Here is a 24,599-nt window from a genome sequence, read left to right on the forward strand (position 1 = left end):
CGCGCCGGGCCGTCCGGGTTACGCCCCGCGCAAAAACCCGTGGCTTCCTCCCGGCCCCCGCGTTACCGTCCTCCCATGCAGCGCGCACAGTCGTTCCTGACGACGACGCCGGAGAGTGTCCCGGCGCGCTGATCCATGGACTGGATGTCAAAAGCCCCGGGGCGAGTGCCCCGGGGCTTCGTCGTGGGTTGCTCGCCCTCCCATCGCGAGGAGAGAGACCATGTACGACCACCGTCGGCTCGGCCGTGAGCTGGAACTGTTCGACACCGACCCGCTGATGGGCGCGGGGCTGCCGTACTGGCTGCCCGACGGCGCGGTCGTGCGGCACGTCCTGGAGGAGTACATCCGGGACCTGGAACGCGCGGCCGGCTACCGGCACGTGTACTCGCCCGTGCTCGGCAAGCGCGAGCTGTACGAGATCTCGGGGCACTGGGACCACTACAGCGACGACATGTTCCCGCCGATGAACCTGGGTGGTGAGGAGGTCGTGATGCGGCCGAGCCTGTGCCCCCATCACGCCCTCATCTACCGGTCCCGGTCGCACAGCTACCGCGAACTGCCGCTCCGCATCGCCGAGTTGGGCGGAATGTACCGCTCCGAGCTGTCCGGGGTGCTCGGCGGCCTGACCCGCGTACGGTCCATCCAGCTCAATGACGCCCATATCTTCTGCACCCTGGAGCAGGCCGTGGACGAGGCCCGCGACGCGCTGGAGCTGATCGGCCGGGCCTACGCCGACCTCGGCATCCGCGCGGCCCGCCACCGGCTGTCCCTGCCGGGGGAGGGCGGCAAGTACGTCGCCGACCCGGAGCTGTGGAAACGGGCCACCGCGCTGCTGGAGGAGGTGCTGGCGGGTGCCGGTGTCGCGTACGAGGCGGCGGAGGGCGAGGCCGCCTTCTACGGGCCCAAGATCGACGTCCAGGTCGTCGACTCCGCCGGCCGCGAGGCCACCCTCTCCACCGTCCAGATCGACTTCCACCAGCCCGAACGCTTCGATCTGCACTACATCGGCGCCGACGGCGCGAAGCACCGGCCGGTCATGGTCCACCGCAGCATCATCGGCAGCGTGGAGCGCGCGGTGGCGCAACTGATCGAGGAGCACGGCGGGGCCTTCCCGGCCTGGGTCGCACCCGTCCAGCTCGTGGTGCTGCCGGTGTCCCAGGCCCAGGAGGAGCAGGCGCACGACCTCGTACGGCGGGCCCTGGCACGCGGACTGCGCGCGGAGGTGGCCGCTCCCGAGCAGGGCAGCCTCGGCGCGCGCATCCGGGCGGCGCGCCTGGCGCCGTACCAGGCGGTGATCGGCGAACGGGAGGCCGAGGGCGACCTGGCGGCCCTACGGCTGCGGGACGGACGGCGGCCGGGTGCCGTACCGGCGGAACGGCTGCTGGAGCGGATCGGGGAGTGCGTCCGGACCCGTGGCGCCGAACTGTGGGCGGCTGCGTAAGGTCACTGTCGTAGCGACCCGTGTCGGCGTAGTGAGAGGAGCCCGGCCGTGACCGGTCAGCCCATCCCGGTGATCATCGACTGCGACACGGGTGTCGACGACGCCCTGGCCCTGCTGTTCGCCGTCCGCCACCCGGGGATCGACCTGCGCGCGGTCACCTGCGTCGCCGGGAACACGGACGTGGACGGCGTCGTCCGCAACACCCTCACCGTGCTGGAGCAGGCCGGCGCCCCCGACATCCCCGTCGGCCGCGGAGCCGAGCGCCCGCTGATCGAACCGGCGCGCTCGGCACGGCATGTGCACGGCTTGGACGGCATGGGCGACCTCGGGCTGCCCGCGCCCACCCGCACCCCCGCCGACGTGGACGCGATCACCCTGCTGCGCCGCGAGATCCTCGCCTCGCCGCGCCCGGTCACCCTCGTCCCCACCGCGCCCCTGACCAACATCGCCCTGCTGCTGCGCACCCACCCCGAAGTCACCCGCAACATCGAGCGGATCGTGTTCATGGGCGGCGCGGTGGCCACCGGGAACGCCACGGCGGTCGCCGAGTTCAACGTCTGGCACGACCCGGAGGCGGCCGCCGTCCTGCTCACCGCCGGGGTGCCGATCACGATGTACGGCCTGGACGTCTTCACTCAGGTCGTCGTGCCCAGCGTCGAGGTGCACCGGCTGCGCGCGAGCACCGAGCCCGGCACCCGGCTGGCCGGTGAACTCCTCGCCCACCGTCCGGCGCACCAGGGCGAGGCCCCCGAGGCGGAGGAGGCCGGCGGTCTCGGCGACGCGGGCGCGGTCTGCACGGTCGTCGACCCCGCGGGCATCACCAGCCGCCTCCTCCCGGTCGAGGTCGCCCTCGCCCCGGGCCCGACCCGCGGCCAGACGATCGTCGACCGCCGCCCTCGCCCCGGAGAGTCGGAGATCCACGAGGGCGTCCGTGAACAGCCGCTGGTGGACGTGGCGTTGGACGTGGACGCGAACCGGTACGTGAAGCTGTACCTGGAGACGGTGGAGCGTTAGCGCTCCGCTGGGGGCGCGGGGCCACGGGGGGCTTGCCCGCGTGCGGGGTGCCGCTGCGCCCGCCCGTGCCGCCCTTGGCCGCAGGATTGCCCGCGGCTGCGGCGGTGCACGAACGCCCCGGAGCGGGGGTCTCCGGGGCGTTCGTATCGGGAGTGGCTATCGGGCCGTGCGGCGGCGCCTGGTCACGACGACGATCGCTCCGCCGGCCGCCAGGAGGGCCGCGGCGCCGCCGGCGATCAGGCCGGAGTCGCTGCCGCCGCCGGTCTCCGCGAGGCCACCGCCGCCGCCGTTCGGGGTGGCCGCGGGGACGGTGGTCGACGCGGAGGCGACCGGGGTGTCGGTCGCGCTCGGCGTCGACTCGGAGGCGCTCGGGGTCGGGGTGGGGCTCTCCTCGGCCGGCGTCGAGGGCTGCTCGGAGGCCGGGGTCGTGGCCGGCGGGCTGGACGGCGGCTGCGACTCGGTGCTCGTGCAGTCCTTCGTGCCGCCGTTCCAGGACGCGATCAGCTTGTCCTTGATGACCGGGTGGTCCGGGCCCTTGGGCAGATCGCCGTGCTCGAAGCCGTCCTTGGCGTCCAGCTTGCCGTCGAACTTCACGGCGCCCCGGTAGAGGTCGATCTGCGCGAAGCAGCCCGCGTCCGGCACCGCGATGTCGAGGGAGTCGGTCTGGCCCTGCTTGACCGTCACCGAGTCGAAGTCGACGAAGACCTGCTCGCCGGAGGTGGCGAAGGACGGGCCGTGCGCGAGATAGGAGGCCAGGGAGGCCGTGCAGGTCGTGGCGTCGCCCGCCGTACGGACCTTGATGTGGATCTTGCCGTCGTCGGTGGGCTTCAGGGTCTGGTCGTCGACCTTGACCGAGTCGTAGAAGCTGGTGCCGTCCAGCGAGAACTGGCAGCGGTCCGTCTCCGTCTTGGTGCCGGCACCGGTGCCGGGACGGTAGCCGTCGGCATGCTTCCAGCCGTCACCGCCGGGCGTGCCGGTGGCCCAGGCGCCCGAGGCCGCGGCTACGGTGGCGGCGCACAGGGCGAGCGAGGCGGCGCCCGTTCCCAGCAGGCGGCGGGCGGTGACACGTCTGGCCATGGACATGCAGAATCCCCATCTTGGCGTGTGCAGTGCCCGGCACGGCGGCGCAGGGCAGCACGTCGCGCCCGGCCGCACCGGGGTGAATGGTTTGAGGAACACCGGGCCCATTGGTCACATGCGCCTCAGTGCGATCACATCGTGGATCTGTTGGCGGAACGCTGTCAACCAGCGGTAACCGACGAGTAGTTCAACGGTCTATTACAATTTCGCCACAGCCGGAACGGGCGGCTCCAGTACCGCGGAGCCGCCCGCTTCTCACCTCACGGTCGGGCTCGGTGCCGCGTTCTGGCCGGTCGAGGACTCGCCCGGCAGGACCGGCGGCTGGGTGGTGCTGTCCACCGGCGGGGTGAGGACGACCTCCGGCTGGCCCGCGACCGGGGGCGGCGGGGTCAGGTCCGAGGCGGGCAGCTTCGGCGGGGTCGTCTCCTGGAAGAGGACCTGATCGAAGTTGACCAGACCGGTCTGCTCCATGACCGTGATGTGGTCGAGGACGGTCGCGTTGGCCTGGTTGGCCAGCACGCGCACCACCGTGTTCTTGGTCGTCGAGCGGATCTTCGCGATCGTGTTGAAGATCGAACCGTGCGTCACGCGCAGGATGTTGGCGAAGTCCGTGTCGAACTGCTTGCCCTGGTCGGCGGCGAGCGTGTTGACGAAGCCGACCTGCTGGGGGCTGGCCACGTTGGGGATCGTGATGTTCAGCATCGTGCTGATCTTGCGGCAGCTGGCGTCCAGCGCGGCGTGTCCGTCGATGAGGTGCTTGCTCGCGGTGATCACCGCCTGGCTCTGCCCCTTCTTCAGGCCCATCTGGCCCACGGGGTACTCCCACAGTCCGGCCGCGCGCACCTTGACCACGAAGTCCCGGTCGGCCTCCGTCAGCGGCCCCCACTGGGTCTGAGCGATGACTCTCGATCCGTCGCTCGACACCGTGTTGACTCCGAGCATCGCGGGATAGGCGAGCGCGGCCAGGGTCAGACTGAGGGCCCCGCCCACGAAGAGAGTTCCCGTCGCATTCCGCGAAAAGCGCACCGTGCCTCCTGCCCGGTCGGCGGTTCCCGCCGGTGGATGGCGGGGGTCGGACGGAGAGGAGTACGGATGGGGTTCGGCCGCGGAACCTTTTGGTTTGGTAAAAACCGGCGGGTGTGAGGCAGGTAACGGCCTGCGGGTCCCGGCCGGTTGACGGAATGTTGACCATTTCACGGGAGAGACAAGACGAACACCGGACCTAAATTCGCCCCCATGCCCCCACAGCCCAGGAAAGCCCCGGTAGCCCTGCCCGTCCTGCCCTACCGCAAGCCCACGAAGGGCCGCGACTACTGGGTCATCGATGACGTCCTGCCCGACGTGGACGCCGTACGCGAGCGCTGTCTCGCCAAGGACGACTGGGTCAAGGGATACCCGTACACCTCGGAGACCTGGCCGGGCCTGCGCACCATGCCGGGCCTGGAGCCCGCCGAACTCGCCCGCGTGGAACGCCTGGTGAAGAAGTCGACCGGGGCGAAGGAACTGTGGGTGCAGGAGGCTCCGGGCGGCGGCACCCTCAACCACAACTGCATCCAGGTCGTCGGCGAGGGCGAGAGCGAGCCGCGCCCGCACACCGACTCCCGTGCGCTGTGCCGGTATGCGGCGGTGCTGTACCTCAACCCCGGCGTCTCCAAGGACTGCGGGACCGCCTTCTACCGGCAGTCCCTGCCCGGCGGCCGGCTCGGCGGCAACATCGTGCAGGCCCCGCACAACAACCTCGTCGAGGCCCTCGGAACGCGGTTCGTGCCCGGGGACCACTTCGAGGAGGACGTGCGGGTCCCGCACAAGTACAACCGTCTGCTTCTCTACAACGCCAACCTGGTGCACAGCGCCACGGGCTACTCCGGCAGCACGCTGGAGGAGAAGCGCATGACGGCGGTGTTCTTCTGGATGGCGTAGAGCTGGATGGCGTAGCTGGACGACGTAGTGGAGCTTGATGACGTAGGGGACGTACGGGGCCTCAGACGCGCCCCATGCCGCCGCTGCCGAAGGAGCCGCTGGAGCCGGGCAGCCAGCGCCTGCGGTGCTGGTCCTTCCCTGTCCTCGTTCCGGATGGGTGGAGCTCGTAGGGCATGAGTCGTTCCTTGCCCTCGGCGTGCGGCACCTCGTCGGGTTCCCGGATCTCGCGCGTCTCCCGGACGGGGCCGCCGGCGGGGAGGTGGGGCTGCTCATCCGGGTTGGGCCGCGGCAGTTCGCGGTCCCGGACCCTCATGCCGAACTGCACGGCCCAGATCAGTGCGCCAGCGATGATCAGGCCACCGACAAAGGCGGCGATCACGTTGAGTACCTCACTCGACGTGGCCGCAACAACAAACGTCGCAGTACTCATGCCCTCATTATCGCCGAAAGGGAGCGATTAGGGAGTGTTCGGTATTTTTCCAGGTCAAGGGTCCCTCCAGGGCTGGGCATAGGGTGCGGGCGGTACGCGTGGTCGACTACGACCCCGACTGGCCCCGCAAGGCATCCACCGCCGCGGACGCCCTCCGCACGGCGGCCCCCGGCCTGTTCGTCGCGCTGGAACACATCGGCTCCACCGCCGTCCCGGGCCTCGCGGCGAAGCCCGTCATCGATCTCATGGCGGCCGTACCGGCCCTCGCCGACGTCGGCCCCCACGAGCCGGCGCTCGCCGCGCTCGGGTTCCTCCCCCACGACAACGGAATGACCGACCGGCTCCTGTACGTCCGCGCCGAGGCCGGCGTCCGCAGCCACATCCTGCACGTGGTGACGCGGGACAGCTGGCCCACCCGCAACCAGCGCCTGCTGCGGGACCACCTGCGCGCCCACCCCGAGGAGGCGGCCCGGTACGCCGCACTCAAACGGTCCCTGGTGGCGGCCGGCACCCCGGCCCGGGACTACTCGCGTGCGAAGACGGCGCTCGTGCAGGAGCTGACCGACCGGGCCCGCGCGGAACGCGGTCTGCCGCCGGAGCCGGTAGGGGAAAAGGGGCCGAAGTGAGGTAGGTCTCCCGCGGGTTACGGATCGCTCAAGCCCTGGTGTCCGTGCGGTGAGCGCCGCACCATGGGCGCATGACACCGGCGCAGAGAGCCATGGACCAACTGGCCGCGTGGCCCGACCTCAGCCCGTGCGAGGCCGGCTGCGGCACCGGCCGGGCGCTGCGTTCCGCACGCGACGAGATCGTGCACTTCCACTCCGAGCGGGACGTGGACCTGCACTTCACCGCCCGCGCGATCCAGCGGCTGCATTACGACTTCGCGGAGTCGACCGCCATCCGCCTGGTGCCCGGCTCCCGCTGGGTCACCGTCCATCTCGACTGCGAGACCGATGTCGACCTGCTGCTCAGCCTGGTCAGCGTGGCCCTCAAGGCCCACTCCGCCCACCCGGGACACCCGACGCCGGCCGTGTGCAACTTCCACCGCGTGACGGTGCTGGCCCGCGACGAGGCCGATGGCGACGACGAGGCCGACGACGAGGCCGGATAAGGCCGACAGCAGGACCCTGCACCGGACCCCCGCACACCGGAAACCCCCTGCACAACTGTCACAGGCATGCCATACGCTGCTCCAGGCAGCCGCGCCCCGCGCGTCACCGCCGTAGAGCGGTCATGTCCGGGTGCTGCGCGGCGCACTCATCTCCCCGGTCACACACCGGGTTTTCCTGTGGGGGTTACATCACTGTGCGTACGCGCAGCATCTCGACCGCGACAGCGCTTGCGGTCCTCTTCAGCTCGGCGGCAATGAGCGTCGTCGCGGCGGGCACCGCCTCGGCGGCGACGGCCCATGTCACCTCGCCCGGCGGCATCGTCGCGGACGGCCCGCTGAAGCGGGTGTTCGTCGGTGACAGCTCCGCCGGGACCGTCGCGGTCACCGACTACTCCGGTGCCGTCCTCGGTTCGGTGGGCGGCGTCACCGGTGTCAGCGACCTCGCGGTCTCAGAGGACGGGGCCACGGTCTACGCGGCCGCTCCGCAGCTCCACGAGATCTGGGCCATCGACGCGGCCAGCCTCGACGTCAAGACCCGCTACACGGTCTCCACCAACTACGGCCCGCGCCACATCGCCTTCAGCGGCGGCAAGGTGTGGTTCACGTACGGCGACCAGTGGGAGGGCAACCTCGGCTCGGTCGACCCGGCGGTGGACCCGACGAGCGGCACCGACCCGGTGACGCTGACGCAGTTCCCGACCGGGGGCAGCATCTGGGGCCAGGGCCTGCTGGACACCGACCCGAGCCAGCCGGGCATCCTCGCCGTCGGTGAGACCGGCCTGTCCACGGACTCGATGGCCGTGCTCGACGTCTCGAGCGGCAAGCCCGCGATGGTGGCGTACTACAACGGCGACTACACGCTGAACGACGGCATCGGGGACATCGACCTGGTCCCCGGCGGCACGCAGGTGCTGGTCAACGGCAAGGACCGGGACGCGTACGCGGACGGCAAGTTCAAGGCGGCCGGCTCCTACCCGGACGGCCAGCTCGCCGACGTCGCCCCGAACGGCCTGATCGCCCAGGTCAACGGCGGCAAGGTCGTCACGTACAAGCCCAACGCCACGCTGCCGCTGCACACGTACGACCTCGGCAGCGCCCACACGGCCGCCCTCACCTGGGCGCCGGACCTCACGAAGGTCTTCGCGCTGGTGGGCGCGGACGGCGGGAACGGCGGCTACAGCCTCAAGGTGCTGGGCGACCCGACGCTGAACAACCCGACCCTCACGCTCAACGCCCCCTCGACGGCGACCCGTGCCAGGCAGCTCACCGTCACCGGCAGGATCTCGGCCTCGGTCGCGCTGCCGGCCGGTGTGAAGCTGCAGGTCACCCGTACCGACCTGGACTCCCCCAACGGCAAGGCGCTGCCCGCCGTCACGGTGAGGGCGGACGGCACGTACTCCTTCAACGACACCCCTCCGGCCGGCGGCACCGTCACCTACAAGGCGACGTACGCGGGCGACGCCGACCACTCGGCGGTCAGCGCGAGCGACAAGGTCGCGGTGTCCCGGAACGCGACCTCGCTGAGCCTGAACAACAACGGCAAGGTGTACTCGTACGGCGCCGACGTGAAGTTCACCGCGCACCTCGGGACGACGTACAAGAACCGCACGGTGGAGATCTGGGCCAACCCCTACGGCGGCGACAAGCCCAACAAGCTGCTGAAGACGGGCACGGTCGACTCGAGCGGCAACATCTCCGCGATCGTCGACATGACCCGCGACACCGACGTCACCGCGGTCTTCAAGGGCGACGCCCGTTACGCACCCAGGACGGTCAAGTCCACGGGCTACGCGAGGGTGAAGGTCTCCACGGCCGTCACCAAGAACTACAAGAAGGCCGCGATCGGCTCGCACACGTACTACTGGTTCCACAAGAGCACCTCGCCGGTCGTGACGACGACCATGACGTACTATCCGGGCCGCAAGCAGCGCCTCGAGCTCGAGGTCTACTACGAGGGCAAGTGGTACCCGACCGAGGGCAGCCCCGAGTACTTCGCCCTCGGCTCGAACGGCAAGTCCGCGGTGAGCCTGGGCGCCCCGGGCCAGTCCGGCATCAAGGCCCGTGTCCGCGCGGCGTACATCAACAACTCGTCGGGTGACAACGTCAACTCGAACACGTACAGCGACTGGAAGTACCTGTACTTCACCAACTAGCCGACGGATGCGAGAGGAGCGCCGGGCCGGTGGCGAATGCCATCACCCGGCGCTTTCGGCGTTCACCAGTCCTTGCCGCAACGGAAGCGCGGTGACCACGACGAAGAGGCCGAGCACGGTCATGGGCAACAGCCCGACAGGACGCAGACAAGCCACCGGATCCGCCAGCACGGCGTCCCAGGCGCCGTCCCAGTTGCCGGCCAGGTCCAGCAGCATGACCGCGGCGGCGAGCAGCGGGCCACTCGGGCGGGCCCGGACGATCAGCAGGGCGACCAGTGGATCCAGCAGCAACAGCGCGTGGAACAGCAGCTGTACGGCCGGTGGCGCGTAGCCGTAGGTGTGCAGCCCGCCCGTCGCCAGGAAGTACGCGTGCGCTCCCGTTCCTTCCAGGAAGCCGATGACGTACACCGCCGCCACCCACCGGACCCATACCGGACGGTCCCCCCATCGCATGGGATCACCCTGACGACAACACGCTGCCCGGACCCGCTGGTCATCGCGCCTGCGTGCGGCTCCCACGAGCCATAATCCGGACATGGCCGCACTGACCGACCTGCAGCGTCGGATCCTGACCGACGTGCTCGCCGTGGGCAGTGCCTACCCGCTCGTGCTCACGGGCGACTGCGCCGCGCAGGCGCACGGCCTGGTCGAGCACCTGAGCCAGGACCTCGACGTCGCCACCGAGAACCCCGAGGACATGGAGCGGATCGGTGCCGCCCTACGGACCGGGCTGGAGGAACGGGGCTGGCGGGTCAGGGTGCTGGAGACGGATCCTCTCTCCGCGCAGCTGATCGTCACCGACCCGGACAGCGGCGACGAGTGCGAGGTGGACGTCCTCAAGGAAGTCATGTGGCGGCCGCCGGTACAGACCGACTACGGCCCCGCCCTCTCCCTCGAGGACGTGGTCGGCACCAGGGTCTGGGCCCTGGCCGACCGGGGCCTTGCCCGGGACCTCATCGACGTCCGAGCCGCCGCGGACCGCTGGACCCACCCCGAACTCGAGGAACTCGGCCGCCGCCACGCCCGGGACACCTTCGACCTCACCGACCTTCAGGCGCGCCTGTCCGGCGCGGACCTGATGGACGACAGGGAGTTCACCGCCTACGGCCTCGACGCGGGCGCGATCGCGGAACTCCGCCAGTGGGCCCAGGTATGGGCCGACGACATCGCTGAACGCCTCCTGGAAGGGAAGCCGCCGGAGGACGAGTGAGCCCCCGGTATCACGTGGCCCGCGGGTCCCGTTTCCGCTTGAAGGGCATCTCAAAGAATTCTGAGAACAGCCATGCCGACAGAACCGAGACAGGCAGCCCCACCACCACCGTGAAAAAGAACGTGGGCAGCCCCGCCGACACATGGTCCGGGGCGATTTTCCGCACCACGGTCATCACGATCGGCAGATGGATGAGATAGAGGCTGTACGAGAAGTTGCCGAGACCGCGCATGGGCCGGGTGGCAAGTAGCCGCAGCAGAAAGGCAGGCCGCCCGGTGCCGACCGCCGCAAGGAACATCCCCATGGCGGGAGCGACCGCGAGATCCACCCAGAAGTAGTGACGCACCGTCCAGACCGACCCCTTGACGGCGACGAGCGCCAGGACCGGAACCAGCGCCGCAGCCGCAAGCCAATGCCAGGGCATCCGCCGGACCCGCTCTCGCGCAACGACGACTCCCGCACCGACCAGACCGGCCGCGAACACGGGCACCAGATTCGGGGCCAGCCAGTTGTCGCCTTCGACCGGGGATGCGTTCCCCGCGAGCAGGCCCCGCGCCACCACCAGCAGTGTCACCCCGCTGACCAGGACCGCCGCCCCCAGCCGTCGCCGGAGAAAAAGCAGCACCGGGAAGAGGAGATAAAGCTCCGCCTCCACGGCGATCGACCAGAACGCGCCGTTCGGCGTACGAGCCGTGAACATGTCCTGGAGCACCAGGCCGTACACGACGACCGTCCTGTAGTCCGGCGGCCCGTGGTGCGAGGCCCGCACCACGAAATGCGCGACGGCCACGCTCAGCACGAGTGCCGCCCAGTACGGCGGAAGGATCCGCCGGGCCCGCCGCCGCAGAAACCGGACGACGCCCCCCTGATGCCAGCCGTGGCGCGCGGGCGAAAGCGCAAGCGAGAACCCGGACAGCACGAGAAAGAAGACGACGGCGAGTCGCCCGTACATCAGCCAGCCCAACCAGAAGGGACCCGAATTCCTGGGAAACCCCGGAAAGGCAAGCAACCAGCAGTGAAAAAGAACCACATACAGCGCAGCCAACCCACGAAGCCCGTCAAGCCCCGGCACATGACTGCCTGCTTTTAATTCCCCCGTACCGTCCACATCGGTATTCTTGCTGTAGGGACGGATCGATTCCAATAAAATTGTTCGGCCCTTCCTTTCGGCCCGGTCGCGGTCCATGGGCGCGGCACCACCCACAGCGACACATACGTCGCAGGCAGCCACGGGGTTCAAAGTGAAAGACGAGTGAAGCCCCGCCGTCGGGTATGTCGATGTAGCGGTCGTCGTCCGTGGTCGGCGAGGATGCCCCGGTGAACGATCACATAGCGCCCCCCACCGCTGCTCCCGCCCCCGCCTTGCAACCGGTCCGAGTGGCAGGTCTCGTCACCATGGCTGCCCTTGCTCTCGCCGGGCTCGGGTGGGCGGCGCGGGGCGTATGGCACATCCGGCTGGCGATGGCGGGGGAGCCGGCCTCCGGGCCGCCGGACCAGGGCGACGGCGTGCACCGTCCGCTGACCTCGCTGGAGGACTCGTACCACCTCGTCACCACGGTGTCGGGCTTCGCGGCGGCAGTCTGCGCGATCGCGTTCCTGATGTGGACGGGCCGGGTCCGGGACAACGCGCGGGAGATCTCCGGGACCAGGCCGCGCTACTCCGGGAACTGGGTCTACTTCGGCTGGGTGGTGCCCGTCGTCAACCTGTGGTTCCCCCGCGGCATCATCGCGGACGCCTACCGCGCCAGCGCCCCCGGGGAGCGGCTGCCCCGCTCCCTGAACCTGTGGTGGGGCCTGTGGCTGATCGGCATGCTCAGCGGAGTCGGCCTCATGTACGGCGACAACACCGACGAGATCATCGCCCGCGCCTACACGCACGTGTGGCAGCTGCTGGCGTCCGACGCGGCGGTCGTCGGCGCGGCCGTGGCCGGCATCTTCGTCGTCCGCGCCGTCACCGCCGTACAGGAGCGGCATCTGAACCGGCCGTAGGGCAAGGGCACTTGGAAGCCAGTCGACCCTGGCCGGGCACGGCCAGGGTCACGGTTCGGGGTGAAGGTCAGGTCAGCTGACGCACAGCAGACCGAGCACGCAGATCCCCGACGGGGAGGTCGCCGAGGACGACGACGTGTTGCCCGACGGGGACGTTCCCGAGGTGCTGGAGGAGCCCGACGTCCCGGAGGACCCGGACGTGCTCGACGTGCCCGAGCCCGTGCTGCCCGTGGGCGTCGCGGAGGGGGTCTGCGTGGTCGTCGTCGTGCCGCCGGTGACGGCCGTCGTGTCGACGGAGGGCGTCTTCACGGTGGCCACGGAGCCCTGCTGGGCCGGCTTCGTCGCCGGCGTCGAGTGTGCGGCCGCGGTGTACGGCTGCGTACGTGCCGAATCGGTGTGGGACGCGACGACCCCGGAACGCTGCTGGACCTTGCCGCTCGTCGCGGCGGAGCGGTCGGGCGTGGCGTCGGGCTTGCGGTGCTTGCCCGTGCCGGCGGGCGGCAGCTGGGCGTTCTGGTCCGCCGTCCCGTCCTCGGAGCCCATGCTGGAGAGGTCCGTCGCCGTCGACGCCTCGGCGCGGTGGCTGGAGCCGCGGTCCATCGAGGCGACGGTCAGGCCGCCGCCGACGAGTGCCACGGCGGTCGCGACCACGGCCTTGCGCTGGTTCTTCTTCCAGCGGGCCCGCTGCCTGCGCCGGGCGGCCCGCCCTTCCGACAGGGGGATCGCGGCCGCGGCGCCGGTCTCGGCGTCAGCGTATGCGTCGGTCGCCGGGGGTTCTTCGACCTCCGGCCACATCGCCGTCGCGGCGGGCGCCGGGGCGGGGCGGCCGTGGGAGGTCACCGGTGCGATGTCGGGGGCGTAGGCACCGCAACCGGGGCACACCAGGGCGCCGTTGAGGTGCCGGCGGCATGAGGAGCAGTAGTCCATCCGCTGTCTTCCTGACCCTTCGCACGGGGAGATGCACCAAAGATGCATGCGAGTTCGAACGGGCTGCAACGGTAACCAGGGTTTCGAAAGACTGTGTGAGGTCTGTGTGCTTCTCCTGCGCGGATTCTCTGCACGTCTCGCACACTGGGGTCGAACGACCAGGTCAGCGCCGGAACTGCCAGGTGATGCGGGAGCGCGTGGCGCTGATCACAGTCACTGGGCCGGCTTTGGCGGGGAACTCCGTGCCGGCCCCGGGGGAGGGGCCGGTCACGGGTGGCAGGTGCGGGGGCGCGGATGCCGTGCTGAGCCCTGGTGCCCTAGCGGCGCGTGAACCGCTCGAAGGCGTGGCTGAAGTACCAGGTGTCCTGCGCGATCCCGGAGCAGGAGTTGGAGCCGGCGGTGCCGACGCAGCCGCCGTTGTCCCGCTGCAGCGCCCAGAAGGAAAGGGTGTTGATGCCCTTCGCTTCGGCCCACTGCTCCACCTTCACCGCGTCCTGGGTGGTGAAGGTCTCCTGGGGCCCGAAGTCGTCGATACCGGGCATCTCGGTGACACCGACCATGTGCCAGAGCCTGGCCTGGCTCTTCTTGGGGTAGAGCGCGGCGAGCCGGCCGACGAGCCCGGCACCGGCGGTCTCGGTGTCGGCGGCCATGTCATGGGTGGCGCCGTCCCAGTAGTCGAACGTCATGATGTTGACGACGTCCACGCGCGCGTGGTTGTCGACGGCGTTCTTGAGGAGCGCCACGCCGTTCGGTGCGAGGCCGGTGGCGGTCGTGGGCAGGGTGTACGAGAACTGCACGCGCCGCCCGGTGCGTTGGGCCCACCGCTGCACCTGGGCGATGGCCTTGTTGCGGCGGTCGATCCCGGCGCTGTTGTTGATCGAGTCCGCCTCGACATCGAAGTCGATGCGCGAGATCCCATACGTCGTGACGAGGCTCTCGTAGACCTTGGCGATGGCGTCGACGCTGGTGCAGCTGTCGGCGAGCTCGGTACCGGTGGTGTCGGCGCCGTAGCCGCCGAACGACGGGACGACGTTGCCGCCGCGGGCCTGGATGGCCGCGATGTCCTTGCCGTAGACCGTGTGGGAGATGGGCTGGGTGGTGTCCCCGTTCCAGTACGCGGCGCACGACCCGGCGGCGTCCGTCTGCAGAAACGCCATGGTCAGGTACTTGTTCCCGGACTCGGCGGCGAGTTGGGCCGGGCTCTGCCCGGTCCACGCCTCGAAGTACGGGGCTGCGACATGGGCGGGCATGGGCGCAACGGGCCGCGAGCGCGCGGCATCCGCTGCGGACGCCCCGCCTCCCCCGAGCGCGACAAGACCGGCCGCCAGGCCGGTCACGGTGATGCAGGACAGCAACGCACGAAGAGCAGGACGCGGTCGTCTCATTGACGCTCCCAAGGGGACGGCGGAGAGGGGGAGGGGTGTGGGGGCGAACAGACGACCATATTTGGACTAGACCAATTGTCTGTCAAGGTTCTTTACAGTTACCTGACCCTTCTGGGGCCTTCGTAGGATGCGGGCATGGCGGACGAGAACGAACGGGCAGTCCAAGCGGCCATTGCCGGAGAACTGCGGCTCCTCGACCCTGAGGTGCGCGCTTCTCCGTCCCTCGTCTCGGAGCTTCTGGATCCGGAGTTCACCGAGATCGGAGCCTCTGGTCGCCGGTGGGACGCGGAGTCGATCCTCACCGTGACCAGCGCGGGAACGGTGTCCGCCGATGCGCCGGTCAAGGTCAGCGAGCTGTCAGGGACCGTCCTGGCCCCGGGCATCGTGCACCTGACGTACTTCGCCGACAACCAGGGCCGCCGCGTGTGGCGAAGCTCCTTGTGGCGCCTGACAGACACGGGCTGGCGCATGTACTTCCACCAAGGCACCCTGGCCGCCTGAAGGAAGCCGCCGAGAGAGGTCCTCGTCATACGAGGGGACAGGGCAACCGCCGTGTCTCGTGCACGTCAGAACCTTGACCATTCTTCGCCCGGAACGCAGTCCCAGTTGTTCTCGGCCCACTCGCGGATGAGGAAGAGGGGCCGGGTGAGGACGATGTCGCCTGCTCGTTGAGCGCGCACGATGAGTCCGAGATCCCCCGAGCCCGGATCTGCCGCATGCGTGTAGATGAGGTCGAATTCGTCGGCCTCCGCGTGCTTGCACAACCAATCCTCGACCTCGGACGGCACGCGGGCGACGAGAGCTGTGCCGTCCAGCATGACCTGCGGGCCGGCAAGAGCATCGACGGCTACGCAGGCCAGGGTCTGCCCCATTGCGTAATAGACGGTCACCCTGGGCTTGGTGAACGGCGACTCGATGAGTTCGTAGCTGCCTGACGAACGCTGGGCAAGGCGACGGGCCGGGGCCTCGCTTCCGAGGGCTGCACTCACGTCGTCGGGAGTCATCCCGAAGCGAAGCGGTCCCACACCGACCTGCGGCACAAAGACCCACTGCGCACGCTCGCTGTCCTTCTCCACGTCCCAGACACCCACCGACGCCCCCGGAGCTCGTCAACCGCCACTCGGCCCTGGCTGGTTCAGGAGCCCGGTGGCAGCGTAGTCGGCATATCAGCGCTCGCGGCTGCGTTGTCAGTGCCCGCGACTATGGTCTGAAGCGCGCGGTCGGCTTCCGGGGGTTCCAGCTCCGTAGGGATGGCTGCATCCCCGGCCTGTCTGGGGGCGGCCCGGAGATTCGTCCGGGACCTATCCGACGGTCGGGCTTTGTCGATGGCCACGAGGCAACCTGCCAGCGCCGACCGCGCACCACCCTTCACACCTGCTTGTCATACCTTCTTGACGACGATGGTCTCCGGCAGGAGCTTCTCCAGGTCGTCCACCTCCGAGGTGAAGACGGTGACCTGCCCCTTCTGCTGGCGTGCGATGACGGCCAACAGGGCATCGATGGCGTACTTGTGGCCATGCAGCTCGGCGGCGGCCAGGAGGCGTCGGGCCTGGCGGGCCTCGTCCTTACCGATGTCGGCGACCTTGAGCCGGGAGAGCACCCAGTCCCAGCGCCGCTCGGTGGTTCTGCCGTCATGCGCCTCGATCAGGGCCATGGGAGACGTCACCACCTCGGCCTCGCCCCTGGCCGCGAGGTCGAGCCAGGCGATCATCCTCCGATCGCCGCGTACGGCCAGGGACAAGGCCTCGCAGTCGAGTACGAAGACGCGCAGCGGCCTTCGGTTGTGCTCAGTGGCGCGCTTCTTCACGCGGCCTCTCCGGGGTTGTGTCCTCCGGCGGCGCGGCGGCGCTCATGCTCCGCGTCGAGATCTTCCAGTTCCGCGGCTGCGTCCGCGCGCTCGTCCTCGGTGACCGGGCCGTGTTCCTCCTGCAGCCAGTCAACCAGCTCCAGCAGCCGGTCCCGGTCGCGCTTGAACCGCAGTGCTTCGGCCACATATGCCGAAAGTCCCCGCTCGGCCACCTCGCCACGGATCTCGTCCAGTAGGTCCTCGGGGATCGTCACTGTCACCTTCTTGGTCGCCATACAAGAAACCATACTCATGGTGCAAGGGCCCGTACCGACCCCACGCTGCCCGCCCGCACCCGGATGAGGCAGCAGTTCGCGAGTCCGCACCCGGGGCAGGTGATACACGGCCACGGGCCGCCGGTCAGGAGGCCGTACCCTCGCACGGAGGAGGGTGCGATGTCTGAGCAGGATGGTGTCATCGCAGTGTGGCGCGTCAGCTCCCACGGACTGTCGGTCGGCTACGCCCTGGCTCTCGCGCCTGCTGTCGCCGCCGTCGTGCGGTGGCTGGCCCTGGCGGTCCGTCCTGATGGGGAAAACCTGACTTCCGCGGGCGCGACGACGGCGATCGCACTGTTCTTCGGCCTGTTCTCGTGGTGGACCGTGCTTCGCGTGCGGCTGGAACTCACCGCGGACGGCATCCTCATGGTGAATCCCTGGGGGACGCAGCGCCTGCCCTGGTCCCAGGTCCGGGCCGTCACTCTCGGCGGGTGGGGCGCGGAGTTTCATACTCTCGACGGCTTCAAGTTCACGGCGGGTGCCCTCGGCAACTTCGGAGAGGGCTGCCGCCGGCAGGACGAGCGGTTCGCCGATCTTCAACGGCTGGTCGAATCCACGCAGCCCATGCCCACGCCGGATGAGGAGATTCCGTAGGAAGTTGAAGGGATGACAAACGGATGTCTTGACGTGGTCTCCACGGACCCGTTGGCTTCTTGCTCACCCGGTGGTCCGCTCCTCCACTGCCCGGAAGGCACCTGCACGTGATGGCTCACACCCCCCGCAGAACCGGCGTACGTCGTTTCGCCGTTGTCCCCGTGTTCGCCGCCGCCTCGGCGCTCCTGCTCTCCTCGTGCGGTGTCATCGACAGCGTCAGTGGGAGCAGCAGTTCCGCGAGTCCCGAGAAGGGCGACGACATCACGGTGGGGCTGTTGCTGCCCGACACGGCCACCGCGCGGTTCGAGAAGTTCGACCATCCCCTGATCAAGGAGCGGGTCGCCGCCCTCACCCATGGCAAGGGCAAGGTCCGCTACGCCAACGCCGGTGCCAGCGTGGGCAAGCAGAGCAGGCAGTTCGAGGACATGATCGACGCCAGGGTCGATGTCATCCTGGTGGATGCGGTGGACGCCAGGGCCATCGCGCCGGATGTGCAGAAGGCCAAGGACGCCGGGATACCCGTGATCGCGTACGACCGGCTCGCACAAGGGCCGATCGACGCGTACATCTCGCACGACAACGAGCTCGTCGGCCAGGTGCAGGGCCGTGCCATCACCGACGCGCTCGGCGAGAAGGCCGCCTCCAGCAAGGTCGTCATGATGAACGGCGATCCCGGCGATCCGAACACGGCCCTCGTCAAGGAGGGCGCGCTCAGCGAGCTGAAGGGCCGGGTGAACATCGTCAAGTCGTACGACACCGACAAGTGGTCGCCCTTGGTCGCCAAGGCGAACATGACCAAGGCCATCCAGTCCATCGGCCTCGGCAACATAGCAGCCGTCTACTCGGCCAACGACGGCATGGCGGGTGCCGCCATCGACGCGATGAAGGCGGCGGGCGTCACCAAGATGCCGCTGGTCACCGGGCAGGACGCCAACCTGGACGCGGTGCAGCGGATCGTCGCCGGTGAGCAGACGATGACCGTGTACAAGTCGTTCCTGCTGGAGGCGGCCAACGCCGCGGAGATGGCGGTGGACAAGGTGCAGGGCAAGAACCTCGAGTTCGACGCGCTGACCCAGGACTCGGTCGACAGCCCCACCCAGAAGGCGATCCCGGCGATGCTGGTCCCCGTGGTCGCCCTCACCAAGAACAACATCAAGTCCACGGTGATCAAGGACGGTGTCTACACCGTCAAGGACATCTGCACCGCGAAGTACGCGGCGGACTGTGCGGCCATCGGCCTGAAGTAGTCCGGCGTCACCGCCACACCGCCCGGGACGCGACCTCGCGTCCCGGGCGTCGGTGTCAGCGGCCGTTTCCCTTGGGGGCGCCGCCGGCACCCTTGGCCGGGGACCGGCGGCGCCCCTGCTGGGCCGGGCGGCCGCGCCGGGCCCGCGGGGCGGAACCCGCCGTACGCGCCGGGCGGCTCTCGGGAGCGGTCGGCGGAGTGAGGACCACGGGCACCCCCGACGGGGCCTGGGCCCCGGTGATACGGCTCAGTTCCGCCTCGCCGGAGCGGACCCGGGTGGTTCGCGGGGTGATGCCGGCGTCGGCCATCAGACGGGACACCTCGCGGCGCTGGTGGGGCAGGACCAGCGTGACGACGGTGCCGGACTCGCCCGCGCGTGCGGTACGGCCGCCCCGGTGCAGATAGTCCTTGTGGTCGCCGGGCGGGTCCACGTTGACGACGAGGTCGAGATTGTCGACGTGGATGCCGCGGGCCGCCACGTTCGTGGCCACCAGCACGCTGACCTGGCCGTCCTTGAACTGCGCGAGGGTACGGGTGCGCTGGTTCTGCGACTTTCCGCCGTGCAGCGCCGCCGCGCGCACCCCGACGGCCAGCAGCTTCTTGGCCAGCCTGTCCGCCGCGTGCTTGGTGTCCAGGAACATGATCACCCGTCCGTCGCGGGCGGCGATCTCGGTCGTGGTGGCGTGCTTGTCCTCGTCCTCGACGTGCAGCACGTGGTGGTCCATCGTGGTGACGGCGCCCGCGGACGGGTCCACGGAGTGGACGACCGGGTCGTGGAGATACGTCCGGACGAGCCGGTCCACGTTGCGGTCCAGCGTCGCCGAGAACAGCAGTCGCTGACCACCCGGGCGGACCTGGTCGAGCAGGGCGGTCACCTGCGGCATGAAGCCCATGTCGGCCATCTGGTCGGCCTCGTCCAACACCGTGATCGCAACCTGGTCCAGGCGGCAGTCGCCCCGGTCTATGAGGTCCTTGAGCCGGCCGGGTGTCGCCACGACGACCTCGGCCCCGGAGCGCAGGGCGCCCGCCTGCCGGCCGATCGACAGCCCGCCGACCACGGTGGCGAGCCGCAGCCGCAGCGCTTTGGCGTACGGCGTGAGTGCGTCGGTGACCTGCTGCGCCAGTTCCCTGGTGGGTACGAGGACGAGGGCCAGCGGCTGCCGGGGCTCCGCCCGCTGTCCCGCGGTCCTGGCCAGCACGGCGAGACCGAAGGCGAGCGTCTTGCCCGAGCCGGTGCGCCCGCGGCCCAGGACGTCGCGGCCTGCGAGGGAGTTGGGCAGCGTGGCGGCCTGGATCGGGAAGGGGGCCGTCACGCCCTCGGCGTCGAGCGTGGCCAACAGGCGCTCGGGCATGTCGAGTTCGGCGAAGCCCTCGACGGGCGGCAGCGCCGGGGTGACGGTCACGGGCAGTGCGAACTCGCCGCCGGACGCGGCGGGGCGGCCCCGGCCCGCCGTACGGGAACGGGTGGATCTCTTGTTCGTGTGCGTACGGGCTGTGCGGTTCATGCGGAAGCCTCCTCGATGCGGCACGTATCGAGGAATGCCTCCGAGCGGACGGACCGCATGAGGATTCGCAAGAAGTAGCCGAAGAAACCGAAGGAACGGATGACGAATTCGAAGTGAAGGGTGCGGTGAGGAATGGAGCGGAGAGCGGGGGAAACGCAACGAGCCGGGGCCCGCACCCAAAGAGTGCGGGCCCCAGCCACGTGGTACGTACGCGTCAGCGTCAGGCGGGAAGGATGTTCTCGGCCTGCGGGCCCTTCTGGCCCTGCGTGACGTCGAAGGTCACCTTCTGGCCCTCGTGAAGCTCACGGAAGCCCTGGGTGGCGATGTTCGAGTAGTGGGCGAAGACGTCGGCGCCGCCGCCGTCCTGCTCGATGAAGCCGAATCCCTTTTCCGAGTTGAACCACTTCACGGTGCCGGATGCCATACGGAATCTCCCTCAACAAAAAAGAGTGCTCGTCGACGGAAGGTCGAAGAGCACTCAAAAGCCTCTGGTAACCAAAACTGCCATTTGGCACCGTAGCACAGGTGGTGGCCCGATGCTGGGGTATAACTCGGCCATGATCTATCACGTCGTGTCCAGCGCCGAGTGGAACGCGAGTCCCGACCGGCCCTACGCCCCTGCCTCCCTGGTCGAGGACGGTTTCGTCCACTGCTCCCCCGACGAGCCGACCACGCTCAAGATCGTCAACGCGTTCTACGGCAGCGCTCCCCGGCCGCTGCTCGCGTTGCTGCTCGACGAGACACGGCTGAGCGCGAAGTGCGTGTGGGAGGCGGCGGATCCCGCGCCGCCGCCGGGGGTCGCGGAGGGCACCCTGTTCCCGCACGTGTTCGGGCCCCTCGACCGCGAGGCGGTGGAGCGCGTTCTGGTGGTCCGGTGGGACGAGGGGGGCCGGGCGACGGGACTTGCCGACGTACCACCCGACGTACGTCCCTGACCAGCACGTCCGCCCTCCCGTCCAGGTTGCTTTCAGGCTCGGACGGGGCTCGGGCAACTCGTGGACTGCAAGCGCCAAAACTCTGGCAAAGGGGCCTGTGGCGACGGCCCTTCGTCATGTCATCGTGCCTGCCATGACCACAGATCACCTCACCTCCGACCGGCCCGTGCAGCCCTCGCGGCCCGGGCAGCACACGGGTCGCGTACGGCATGCGGCGAGCAAGGTGCCGGAGGTGACCGTCTACTTCTGGATCATCAAGGTCCTGACCACCGGCATGGGCGAGACGGCCTCCGACTGGCTGGCGCACCTGCTCGGCCCGATCCCCGCGGTGGGCGTCGGCGGCCTCGCGTTCGTGGCCGCCCTGGTGGTGCAGTTCGCCGTTCGCCGGTACGTCGCCTGGATCTACTGGACGGCGATCGTGGTGGTCAGCGTGTTCGGCACGATGGCCGCCGATGTGCTGCACGTCGGCCTCGGGGTGCCGTATCTGATCTCGACGCCGTTCTTCATGGTGGCGCTGGCCGCCGTCTTCGGCCTCTGGTACCGCAGCGAGGGCACCCTCTCCATCCACAGCATCCACACCCGGCGCCGCGAGGCCTTCTACTGGGCGGCGGTCCTCGCCACCTTCGCCCTGGGCACCGCCGCGGGCGACCTCACCGCCACGATCGGCCTCGGCTACCTCGGTTCGGCCGTCGTGTACGCCGCCGCCATCGCCGTACCGGCCGTCGCCCACCGCTGGGGCGGCCTGAACGCGGTGGCCGCCTTCTGGACGGCGTACGTCATCACGCGTCCGCTCGGGGCCTCCGTCGCCGACTGGATGGCCGTGGGCCACAACCGGGGCGGGCTGGCCCTGGGGCTCGGCCCGGTCACCCTGTCCTGGACGGTCGCCATCCTCGGGTTCGTCGGCTACCTCGCGGTCTCGCGTACGGACGTCGGCGAGACCGCGGTCTGATTCCGGCCGACGCGTCCGTACGCGCGTCGAACCGGTCAGGCGGTGCGGCGGGCGAGCCCCCGTACCGCCAGCGCCCCGCACACCGCGGCCAGCGGCAGCTCCGCGGCGAACGCCATGGCCAGCGCCGAGAGTTGGTCCCCGCCCGGCGCCGCCGTGATCGTGTCGAACCAGGCGTCGACCACCAGCAGCGTCGCGGTGGCGGAGGCCGTGAGCGCGTGCAGGTGGTGGCCGCGGGCGGCCAGCAGCCCCGTGGCGATCAGGCCCGTCGCCTCCAGGGCGTCCAGGCCCACCCAGGCGGTGTTCCAGTGCGTGGCGACGGCGGTGCCGGGCAGGCCGTTCGCCAGCACGACCAGCCAGGGCAGCAGGGCGAGACCGCAGCCGACGAGGACGTGTTCCGTGCGGCAGCGGTGGTACCAGCGGCGCACCCGAGGTGCGTGCACGCGGCGGGTGACAACGCTCTCCTGACGGACCATCAGCATGCTCATCGGTTCGGTCTCCTCGCGTTTCCGGCTCTCCTCCACGACCTCCAGCCTTCGCCGTCAGGCGGTCACAGTCAGTAACGCAGCGGTCCGTTCCGGGGGTGGCACCAGTTGCACCCCCAGCCGGGCATCCGCACCATGGACCGCCCCTGACCTGGGCAGTAGCGTTTCGTCAATGCGCATAGTCACCCGCCTGCGGGGCCTCGTCCTGCGGCCGTTGCGAGGGGTCGGCCGCCCGGTCGCCTTCCTCGCCACGGGCCTGCTGATCCAGTTCGGCGTGCTGCTCGTCATGGCGCTGCCGTGGATCTTCTTCGTCCCGCAGTCCGCGGGGGTCGTCCTGCTCGCGGTGGTCGTGCCGCTCGCCGCCGTCGTGTTCGCGGGGCCGCTGCTGACCGAGGCGCAGCACGCCCGCTTCCGGGTCCGGCTCGGCGTGGACATCCCTTCGCCGTACGGGGGACGGCGGCCCCGGCAGCCCGCGTGGCTGCGGTCCCGGGCGGGACGGCGTCAGCTCCTGTACCACCTGCTGGACGGGCCGCTGCTGAGCCTCGCGGCGCTCCTCGTCCTGCTGACCTGGGCCGCCGCGCTCGCCGCCAGCTCGGTCTATCTGTGGATCTGGCTCGTACCGCTGGACTGGCGCCTCCAGCACCTCGGGTACTCGACCTGGGCGGCCTACCTCACGGCTGCCGGCATCGGCCTGCTCCACCTGGCGGCCTGGTTGTCCCACGCCCTCACCGGGCTGGACACCCGTCTCGCGTCCGTCCTGCTCGGGCCCAGCCGGGCCGAGCAACTGGCGCGCCGGGTCGAGGCGCTGACCGAGAGCCGGGCGGGTCTGGTGGACGTCGTCGACGCCGAACGGCGGCGCATCGAACGGGACCTGCACGACGGCGCCCAGCAGCGGCTGGTCTCCCTGGCCGTGAACCTCGGGATCGCGAAGGCCACCTTCGACGACCTGCCCGAGGACGTCCGCCGCGTGATCGACGAGGCGCACCGGGAGGCGAAGGAGGCGATCGAGGAACTGAGCAGTCTGGTACGGGGGTTGCATCCGGCCGTCCTGGAGGACCGCGGTCTCGACGCCGCGCTCTCCGGCCTCGCCGCCCGGGTGCCGGTGCCGGTCCGGGTCACGGTGGAGCTGACGTCGCGGCTGTCCCCGACGATCGAGTCCATCGCCTACTTCGTCGTCTCCGAGGCGCTCACGAACGTGGTGAAGCACGCGGAGGCGTCCGAAGCCGAGGTCACGGTGGTGCGCGCCGGGGCGACCCTGCTCGTCGTCGTCCGGGACGACGGTGTCGGCGGCGCCCGGCTCGGCGGCGGCACCGGTCTTTCGGGGCTGGCCAAGCGCGTCGCCTCCGTCGATGGCACGCTGTCGGTCGACAGCCCCGCCGGGGGGCCGACCGTCATCACCGTGGAGCTGCCGTGCGTGCCGTGATCGCCGAGGATTCCGTGCTGCTCCGGATCGGCGTGGTCAAGGTCCTGGAGATGGCCGGTTTCGAGGTGGTCGCCGAAGTGGGCGATGCCGAGGCGCTGTTGGCTGCGGTGGAGGAGCACCGGCCGGACATCGCGGTGGTGGACGTCCGCATGCCCCCCGGCTTCACGGACGAGGGCGTACGGGCCGCGCTGGTCGTCAAACGCCAGTGGCCGCAGACCGCCGTACTGCTGCTGTCCCAGTACGTCGAGGAGCGGTACGCCACCGATCTGCTCTCCGCCAACACCTCCGGCATCGGCTATCTGCTCAAGCAACGGGTCGCGGACGTCGAGGAGTTCGCGGCCACCCTGCGCCGGGTGGCCGCGGGTGGCACCGCCCTCGACCCGCAGGTGGTCTCTCAACTGCTGGTACGCCGCCACAGCGACCCGCTGGACCGTCTCACGCCCCGGGAGCGCGAGGTCCTGGAACTGATGGCGGGCGGCCGCTCCAACGCGGGGATCGCCGAGCAACTCGTGGTCAGCGAGAGCGCGGTGGCCAAGCACATCAACAGCATCTTCGCCAAGCTCGACCTGCCTAAGGCCGACGCGGACCACCGGCGGGTGCTTGCGGTGCTGCACTTTCTCGGGGTGGCCTGAGTGCCGGAGCAGACCGGCAACGCGAACGGCCCGGGTACGGAACCCGGGCCGT

General features: G+C 69.9%; 28 protein-coding genes. 15 read left to right on the forward strand and 13 right to left on the reverse strand.

Features of this window, described 5'->3' with window-relative positions:
• Positions 1-220 precede the first annotated feature (220 nt).
• Entirely contained in the window at positions 221-1,441 is a 1,221-nt protein-coding gene (gene thrS, locus ACIBW9_RS13970) for a threonine--tRNA ligase (protein ID WP_398954581.1), read from the forward strand.
• Positions 1,442-1,489: 48 nt separating this feature from the next.
• Positions 1,490-2,455 carry a nucleoside hydrolase gene (locus ACIBW9_RS13975; protein ID WP_398954583.1) on the forward strand — a complete coding sequence of 322 codons (966 nt, stop codon included), beginning with the start codon at positions 1,490-1,492 and terminating at the stop codon, positions 2,453-2,455.
• 156 nt (positions 2,456-2,611) lie between these two features.
• On the opposite strand, the gene ACIBW9_RS13980 is transcribed toward ACIBW9_RS13975, so the two are convergent.
• Together ACIBW9_RS13980 and ACIBW9_RS13985 are read right to left on the reverse strand one after the other, a co-directional pair.
• Positions 2,612-3,538 carry an LAETG motif-containing sortase-dependent surface protein gene (locus tag ACIBW9_RS13980; protein ID WP_398954585.1) on the reverse strand — a complete coding sequence of 309 codons (927 nt, stop codon included), beginning with the start codon at positions 3,536-3,538 and terminating at the stop codon, positions 2,612-2,614.
• 252 nt (positions 3,539-3,790) lie between these two features.
• Positions 3,791-4,525, reverse strand: a complete 735-nt coding sequence (locus ACIBW9_RS13985; RefSeq protein ID WP_398954587.1) for a DUF4142 domain-containing protein — start codon at positions 4,523-4,525, stop codon at positions 3,791-3,793.
• A gap of 246 nt (positions 4,526-4,771) precedes the next feature.
• On the opposite strand from ACIBW9_RS13985, the gene ACIBW9_RS13990 reads away from it, so the two are divergent.
• A complete protein-coding gene (locus ACIBW9_RS13990) occupies positions 4,772-5,455 on the forward strand; it encodes a DUF6445 family protein (protein WP_398954589.1) in 684 nt (227 codons plus the stop codon).
• Positions 5,456-5,516: 61 nt separating this feature from the next.
• Here ACIBW9_RS13990 and ACIBW9_RS13995 read toward each other — a convergent pair whose 3' ends face one another.
• Positions 5,517-5,885, reverse strand: coding sequence for a DUF6479 family protein (locus ACIBW9_RS13995; RefSeq protein WP_398954591.1), 369 nt, complete (start codon positions 5,883-5,885; stop codon positions 5,517-5,519).
• Positions 5,886-5,983: 98 nt separating this feature from the next.
• Here ACIBW9_RS13995 and ACIBW9_RS14000 point away from each other — a divergent pair, with 98 nt between their 5' ends.
• The 3 genes from ACIBW9_RS14000 (at position 5,984) to ACIBW9_RS14010 (ending at position 9,149) form a co-directional block, all read left to right on the forward strand.
• A complete protein-coding gene (locus tag ACIBW9_RS14000; protein ID WP_398954593.1) occupies positions 5,984-6,511 on the forward strand; it encodes a GrpB family protein in 528 nt (175 codons plus the stop codon).
• Positions 6,512-6,582: 71 nt separating this feature from the next.
• Entirely contained in the window at positions 6,583-6,996 is a 414-nt protein-coding gene (locus ACIBW9_RS14005) for a luciferase family protein (RefSeq protein WP_398954595.1), read from the forward strand.
• Between the two features lie 254 nt (positions 6,997-7,250).
• Complete coding sequence (locus ACIBW9_RS14010) at positions 7,251-9,149, forward strand: YncE family protein (RefSeq protein WP_398954596.1); 1,899 nt, start codon at positions 7,251-7,253, stop codon at positions 9,147-9,149.
• A 42-nt stretch (positions 9,150-9,191) separates the two neighbouring features.
• On the opposite strand, the gene ACIBW9_RS14015 is transcribed toward ACIBW9_RS14010, so the two are convergent.
• On the reverse strand, positions 9,192-9,602 hold the full coding sequence (locus ACIBW9_RS14015; RefSeq protein ID WP_398954598.1) for a hypothetical protein: 411 nt from the start codon (positions 9,600-9,602) through the stop codon (positions 9,192-9,194).
• 82 nt (positions 9,603-9,684) lie between these two features.
• Here ACIBW9_RS14015 and ACIBW9_RS14020 point away from each other — a divergent pair, with 82 nt between their 5' ends.
• Complete coding sequence (locus ACIBW9_RS14020; RefSeq protein WP_398954600.1) at positions 9,685-10,359, forward strand: nucleotidyl transferase AbiEii/AbiGii toxin family protein; 675 nt, start codon at positions 9,685-9,687, stop codon at positions 10,357-10,359.
• A 10-nt stretch (positions 10,360-10,369) separates the two neighbouring features.
• Here ACIBW9_RS14020 and ACIBW9_RS14025 read toward each other — a convergent pair whose 3' ends face one another.
• Positions 10,370-11,545, reverse strand: a complete 1,176-nt coding sequence (locus ACIBW9_RS14025) for an acyltransferase family protein (RefSeq protein ID WP_398954602.1) — start codon at positions 11,543-11,545, stop codon at positions 10,370-10,372.
• 209 nt (positions 11,546-11,754) lie between these two features.
• Between ACIBW9_RS14025 and ACIBW9_RS14030 the strand changes: the two genes are divergently transcribed.
• The gene (locus tag ACIBW9_RS14030; protein WP_398954604.1) at positions 11,755-12,348 is read left to right on the forward strand and encodes a DUF4328 domain-containing protein; all 594 of its coding nucleotides are present in this window, start codon (positions 11,755-11,757) and stop codon (positions 12,346-12,348) included.
• 72 nt (positions 12,349-12,420) lie between these two features.
• Here the strand turns inward: ACIBW9_RS14030 and ACIBW9_RS14035 are convergent, their stop codons facing one another.
• Together ACIBW9_RS14035 and ACIBW9_RS14040 are read right to left on the reverse strand one after the other, a co-directional pair.
• Positions 12,421-13,275, reverse strand: coding sequence for a hypothetical protein (locus tag ACIBW9_RS14035; protein ID WP_398954606.1), 855 nt, complete (start codon positions 13,273-13,275; stop codon positions 12,421-12,423).
• A 317-nt stretch (positions 13,276-13,592) separates the two neighbouring features.
• Positions 13,593-14,660: a chitinase gene (locus ACIBW9_RS14040; protein ID WP_398954608.1), complete on the reverse strand. Its 1,068-nt coding sequence runs from the start codon at positions 14,658-14,660 to the stop codon at positions 13,593-13,595.
• Positions 14,661-14,795: 135 nt separating this feature from the next.
• On the opposite strand from ACIBW9_RS14040, the gene ACIBW9_RS14045 reads away from it, so the two are divergent.
• A complete protein-coding gene (locus ACIBW9_RS14045) occupies positions 14,796-15,161 on the forward strand; it encodes a DUF4440 domain-containing protein (RefSeq protein ID WP_398954610.1) in 366 nt (121 codons plus the stop codon).
• Between the two features lie 65 nt (positions 15,162-15,226).
• On the opposite strand, the gene ACIBW9_RS14050 is transcribed toward ACIBW9_RS14045, so the two are convergent.
• The 3 genes from ACIBW9_RS14050 to ACIBW9_RS14060 all read right to left on the reverse strand — a co-directional run bounded on the left by ACIBW9_RS14050 (position 15,227) and on the right by ACIBW9_RS14060 (position 16,742).
• Positions 15,227-15,736: a hypothetical protein gene (locus tag ACIBW9_RS14050; protein ID WP_398954613.1), complete on the reverse strand. Its 510-nt coding sequence runs from the start codon at positions 15,734-15,736 to the stop codon at positions 15,227-15,229.
• A 305-nt stretch (positions 15,737-16,041) separates the two neighbouring features.
• Positions 16,042-16,467, reverse strand: coding sequence for a hypothetical protein (locus ACIBW9_RS14055; RefSeq protein WP_398954615.1), 426 nt, complete (start codon positions 16,465-16,467; stop codon positions 16,042-16,044).
• Positions 16,464-16,742, reverse strand: coding sequence for a CopG family transcriptional regulator (locus ACIBW9_RS14060; protein ID WP_398954617.1), 279 nt, complete (start codon positions 16,740-16,742; stop codon positions 16,464-16,466). Before ACIBW9_RS14060 ends, ACIBW9_RS14055 begins: the two co-directional genes overlap by 4 nt.
• A gap of 159 nt (positions 16,743-16,901) precedes the next feature.
• Here ACIBW9_RS14060 and ACIBW9_RS14065 point away from each other — a divergent pair, with 159 nt between their 5' ends.
• Both ACIBW9_RS14065 and ACIBW9_RS14070 read left to right on the forward strand, forming a co-directional pair.
• Positions 16,902-17,375 carry a PH domain-containing protein gene (locus ACIBW9_RS14065; RefSeq protein ID WP_398954619.1) on the forward strand — a complete coding sequence of 158 codons (474 nt, stop codon included), beginning with the start codon at positions 16,902-16,904 and terminating at the stop codon, positions 17,373-17,375.
• 110 nt (positions 17,376-17,485) lie between these two features.
• Entirely contained in the window at positions 17,486-18,622 is a 1,137-nt protein-coding gene (locus ACIBW9_RS14070; RefSeq protein WP_398954620.1) for a sugar ABC transporter substrate-binding protein, read from the forward strand.
• A 55-nt stretch (positions 18,623-18,677) separates the two neighbouring features.
• On the opposite strand, the gene ACIBW9_RS14075 is transcribed toward ACIBW9_RS14070, so the two are convergent.
• A complete protein-coding gene (locus ACIBW9_RS14075; RefSeq protein WP_398954622.1) occupies positions 18,678-20,126 on the reverse strand; it encodes a DEAD/DEAH box helicase in 1,449 nt (482 codons plus the stop codon).
• A 220-nt stretch (positions 20,127-20,346) separates the two neighbouring features.
• Entirely contained in the window at positions 20,347-20,550 is a 204-nt protein-coding gene (locus ACIBW9_RS14080; RefSeq protein WP_351473368.1) for a cold-shock protein, read from the reverse strand.
• Positions 20,551-20,683: 133 nt separating this feature from the next.
• On the opposite strand from ACIBW9_RS14080, the gene ACIBW9_RS14085 reads away from it, so the two are divergent.
• Complete coding sequence (locus ACIBW9_RS14085) at positions 20,684-21,061, forward strand: DUF952 domain-containing protein (protein ID WP_398954624.1); 378 nt, start codon at positions 20,684-20,686, stop codon at positions 21,059-21,061.
• Between the two features lie 133 nt (positions 21,062-21,194).
• Positions 21,195-22,010, forward strand: a complete 816-nt coding sequence (locus ACIBW9_RS14090) for a hypothetical protein (protein ID WP_398954626.1) — start codon at positions 21,195-21,197, stop codon at positions 22,008-22,010.
• A gap of 35 nt (positions 22,011-22,045) precedes the next feature.
• Here the strand turns inward: ACIBW9_RS14090 and ACIBW9_RS14095 are convergent, their stop codons facing one another.
• Positions 22,046-22,495 carry a hypothetical protein gene (locus ACIBW9_RS14095; RefSeq protein ID WP_398954627.1) on the reverse strand — a complete coding sequence of 150 codons (450 nt, stop codon included), beginning with the start codon at positions 22,493-22,495 and terminating at the stop codon, positions 22,046-22,048.
• A gap of 169 nt (positions 22,496-22,664) precedes the next feature.
• On the opposite strand from ACIBW9_RS14095, the gene ACIBW9_RS14100 reads away from it, so the two are divergent.
• Together ACIBW9_RS14100 and ACIBW9_RS14105 are read left to right on the forward strand one after the other, a co-directional pair.
• Positions 22,665-23,915 (forward strand): histidine kinase, encoded by a 1,251-nt coding sequence (locus ACIBW9_RS14100; RefSeq protein WP_398954629.1) that lies wholly within the window; start codon positions 22,665-22,667, stop codon positions 23,913-23,915.
• Positions 23,903-24,547 (forward strand): response regulator, encoded by a 645-nt coding sequence (locus tag ACIBW9_RS14105; RefSeq protein WP_398954631.1) that lies wholly within the window; start codon positions 23,903-23,905, stop codon positions 24,545-24,547. Before ACIBW9_RS14100 ends, ACIBW9_RS14105 begins: the two co-directional genes overlap by 13 nt.
• Positions 24,548-24,599: the final 52 nt, after the last annotated feature.

Source organism: Streptomyces sp. NPDC049541, from assembly GCF_044465725.1.
GTDB lineage: Bacteria > Actinomycetota > Actinomycetes > Streptomycetales > Streptomycetaceae > Streptomyces.

Coding starts and splice junctions, on each gene's coding strand:
- ACIBW9_RS14005 (WP_398954595.1), top strand. CDS start 6,583: ATGACACCGGCGCAGAGAGCCATGGACCAACTGGCCGCGTGGCCCGAC.
- ACIBW9_RS14075 (WP_398954622.1), bottom strand. CDS start 20,126: ATGAACCGCACAGCCCGTACGCACACGAACAAGAGATCCACCCGTTCC.
- ACIBW9_RS14090 (WP_398954626.1), top strand. CDS start 21,195: ATGACCACAGATCACCTCACCTCCGACCGGCCCGTGCAGCCCTCGCGG.
- ACIBW9_RS14035 (WP_398954606.1), bottom strand. CDS start 13,275: ATGGACTACTGCTCCTCATGCCGCCGGCACCTCAACGGCGCCCTGGTG.
- ACIBW9_RS14085 (WP_398954624.1), top strand. CDS start 20,684: ATGATCTATCACGTCGTGTCCAGCGCCGAGTGGAACGCGAGTCCCGAC.
- thrS (WP_398954581.1), top strand. CDS start 221: ATGTACGACCACCGTCGGCTCGGCCGTGAGCTGGAACTGTTCGACACC.
- ACIBW9_RS14080 (WP_351473368.1), bottom strand. CDS start 20,550: ATGGCATCCGGCACCGTGAAGTGGTTCAACTCGGAAAAGGGATTCGGC.
- ACIBW9_RS14070 (WP_398954620.1), top strand. CDS start 17,486: ATGGCTCACACCCCCCGCAGAACCGGCGTACGTCGTTTCGCCGTTGTC.
- ACIBW9_RS14040 (WP_398954608.1), bottom strand. CDS start 14,660: ATGAGACGACCGCGTCCTGCTCTTCGTGCGTTGCTGTCCTGCATCACC.
- ACIBW9_RS14060 (WP_398954617.1), bottom strand. CDS start 16,742: ATGGCGACCAAGAAGGTGACAGTGACGATCCCCGAGGACCTACTGGAC.
- ACIBW9_RS13990 (WP_398954589.1), top strand. CDS start 4,772: ATGCCCCCACAGCCCAGGAAAGCCCCGGTAGCCCTGCCCGTCCTGCCC.
- ACIBW9_RS14020 (WP_398954600.1), top strand. CDS start 9,685: ATGGCCGCACTGACCGACCTGCAGCGTCGGATCCTGACCGACGTGCTC.
- ACIBW9_RS14015 (WP_398954598.1), bottom strand. CDS start 9,602: ATGCGATGGGGGGACCGTCCGGTATGGGTCCGGTGGGTGGCGGCGGTG.
- ACIBW9_RS14065 (WP_398954619.1), top strand. CDS start 16,902: ATGTCTGAGCAGGATGGTGTCATCGCAGTGTGGCGCGTCAGCTCCCAC.
- ACIBW9_RS13995 (WP_398954591.1), bottom strand. CDS start 5,885: ATGAGTACTGCGACGTTTGTTGTTGCGGCCACGTCGAGTGAGGTACTC.
- ACIBW9_RS14025 (WP_398954602.1), bottom strand. CDS start 11,545: ATGGACCGCGACCGGGCCGAAAGGAAGGGCCGAACAATTTTATTGGAA.
- ACIBW9_RS14030 (WP_398954604.1), top strand. CDS start 11,755: ATGGCTGCCCTTGCTCTCGCCGGGCTCGGGTGGGCGGCGCGGGGCGTA.
- ACIBW9_RS14045 (WP_398954610.1), top strand. CDS start 14,796: ATGGCGGACGAGAACGAACGGGCAGTCCAAGCGGCCATTGCCGGAGAA.
- ACIBW9_RS14010 (WP_398954596.1), top strand. CDS start 7,251: ATGAGCGTCGTCGCGGCGGGCACCGCCTCGGCGGCGACGGCCCATGTC.
- ACIBW9_RS14100 (WP_398954629.1), top strand. CDS start 22,665: ATGCGCATAGTCACCCGCCTGCGGGGCCTCGTCCTGCGGCCGTTGCGA.
- ACIBW9_RS14095 (WP_398954627.1), bottom strand. CDS start 22,495: ATGAGCATGCTGATGGTCCGTCAGGAGAGCGTTGTCACCCGCCGCGTG.
- ACIBW9_RS13980 (WP_398954585.1), bottom strand. CDS start 3,538: ATGTCCATGGCCAGACGTGTCACCGCCCGCCGCCTGCTGGGAACGGGC.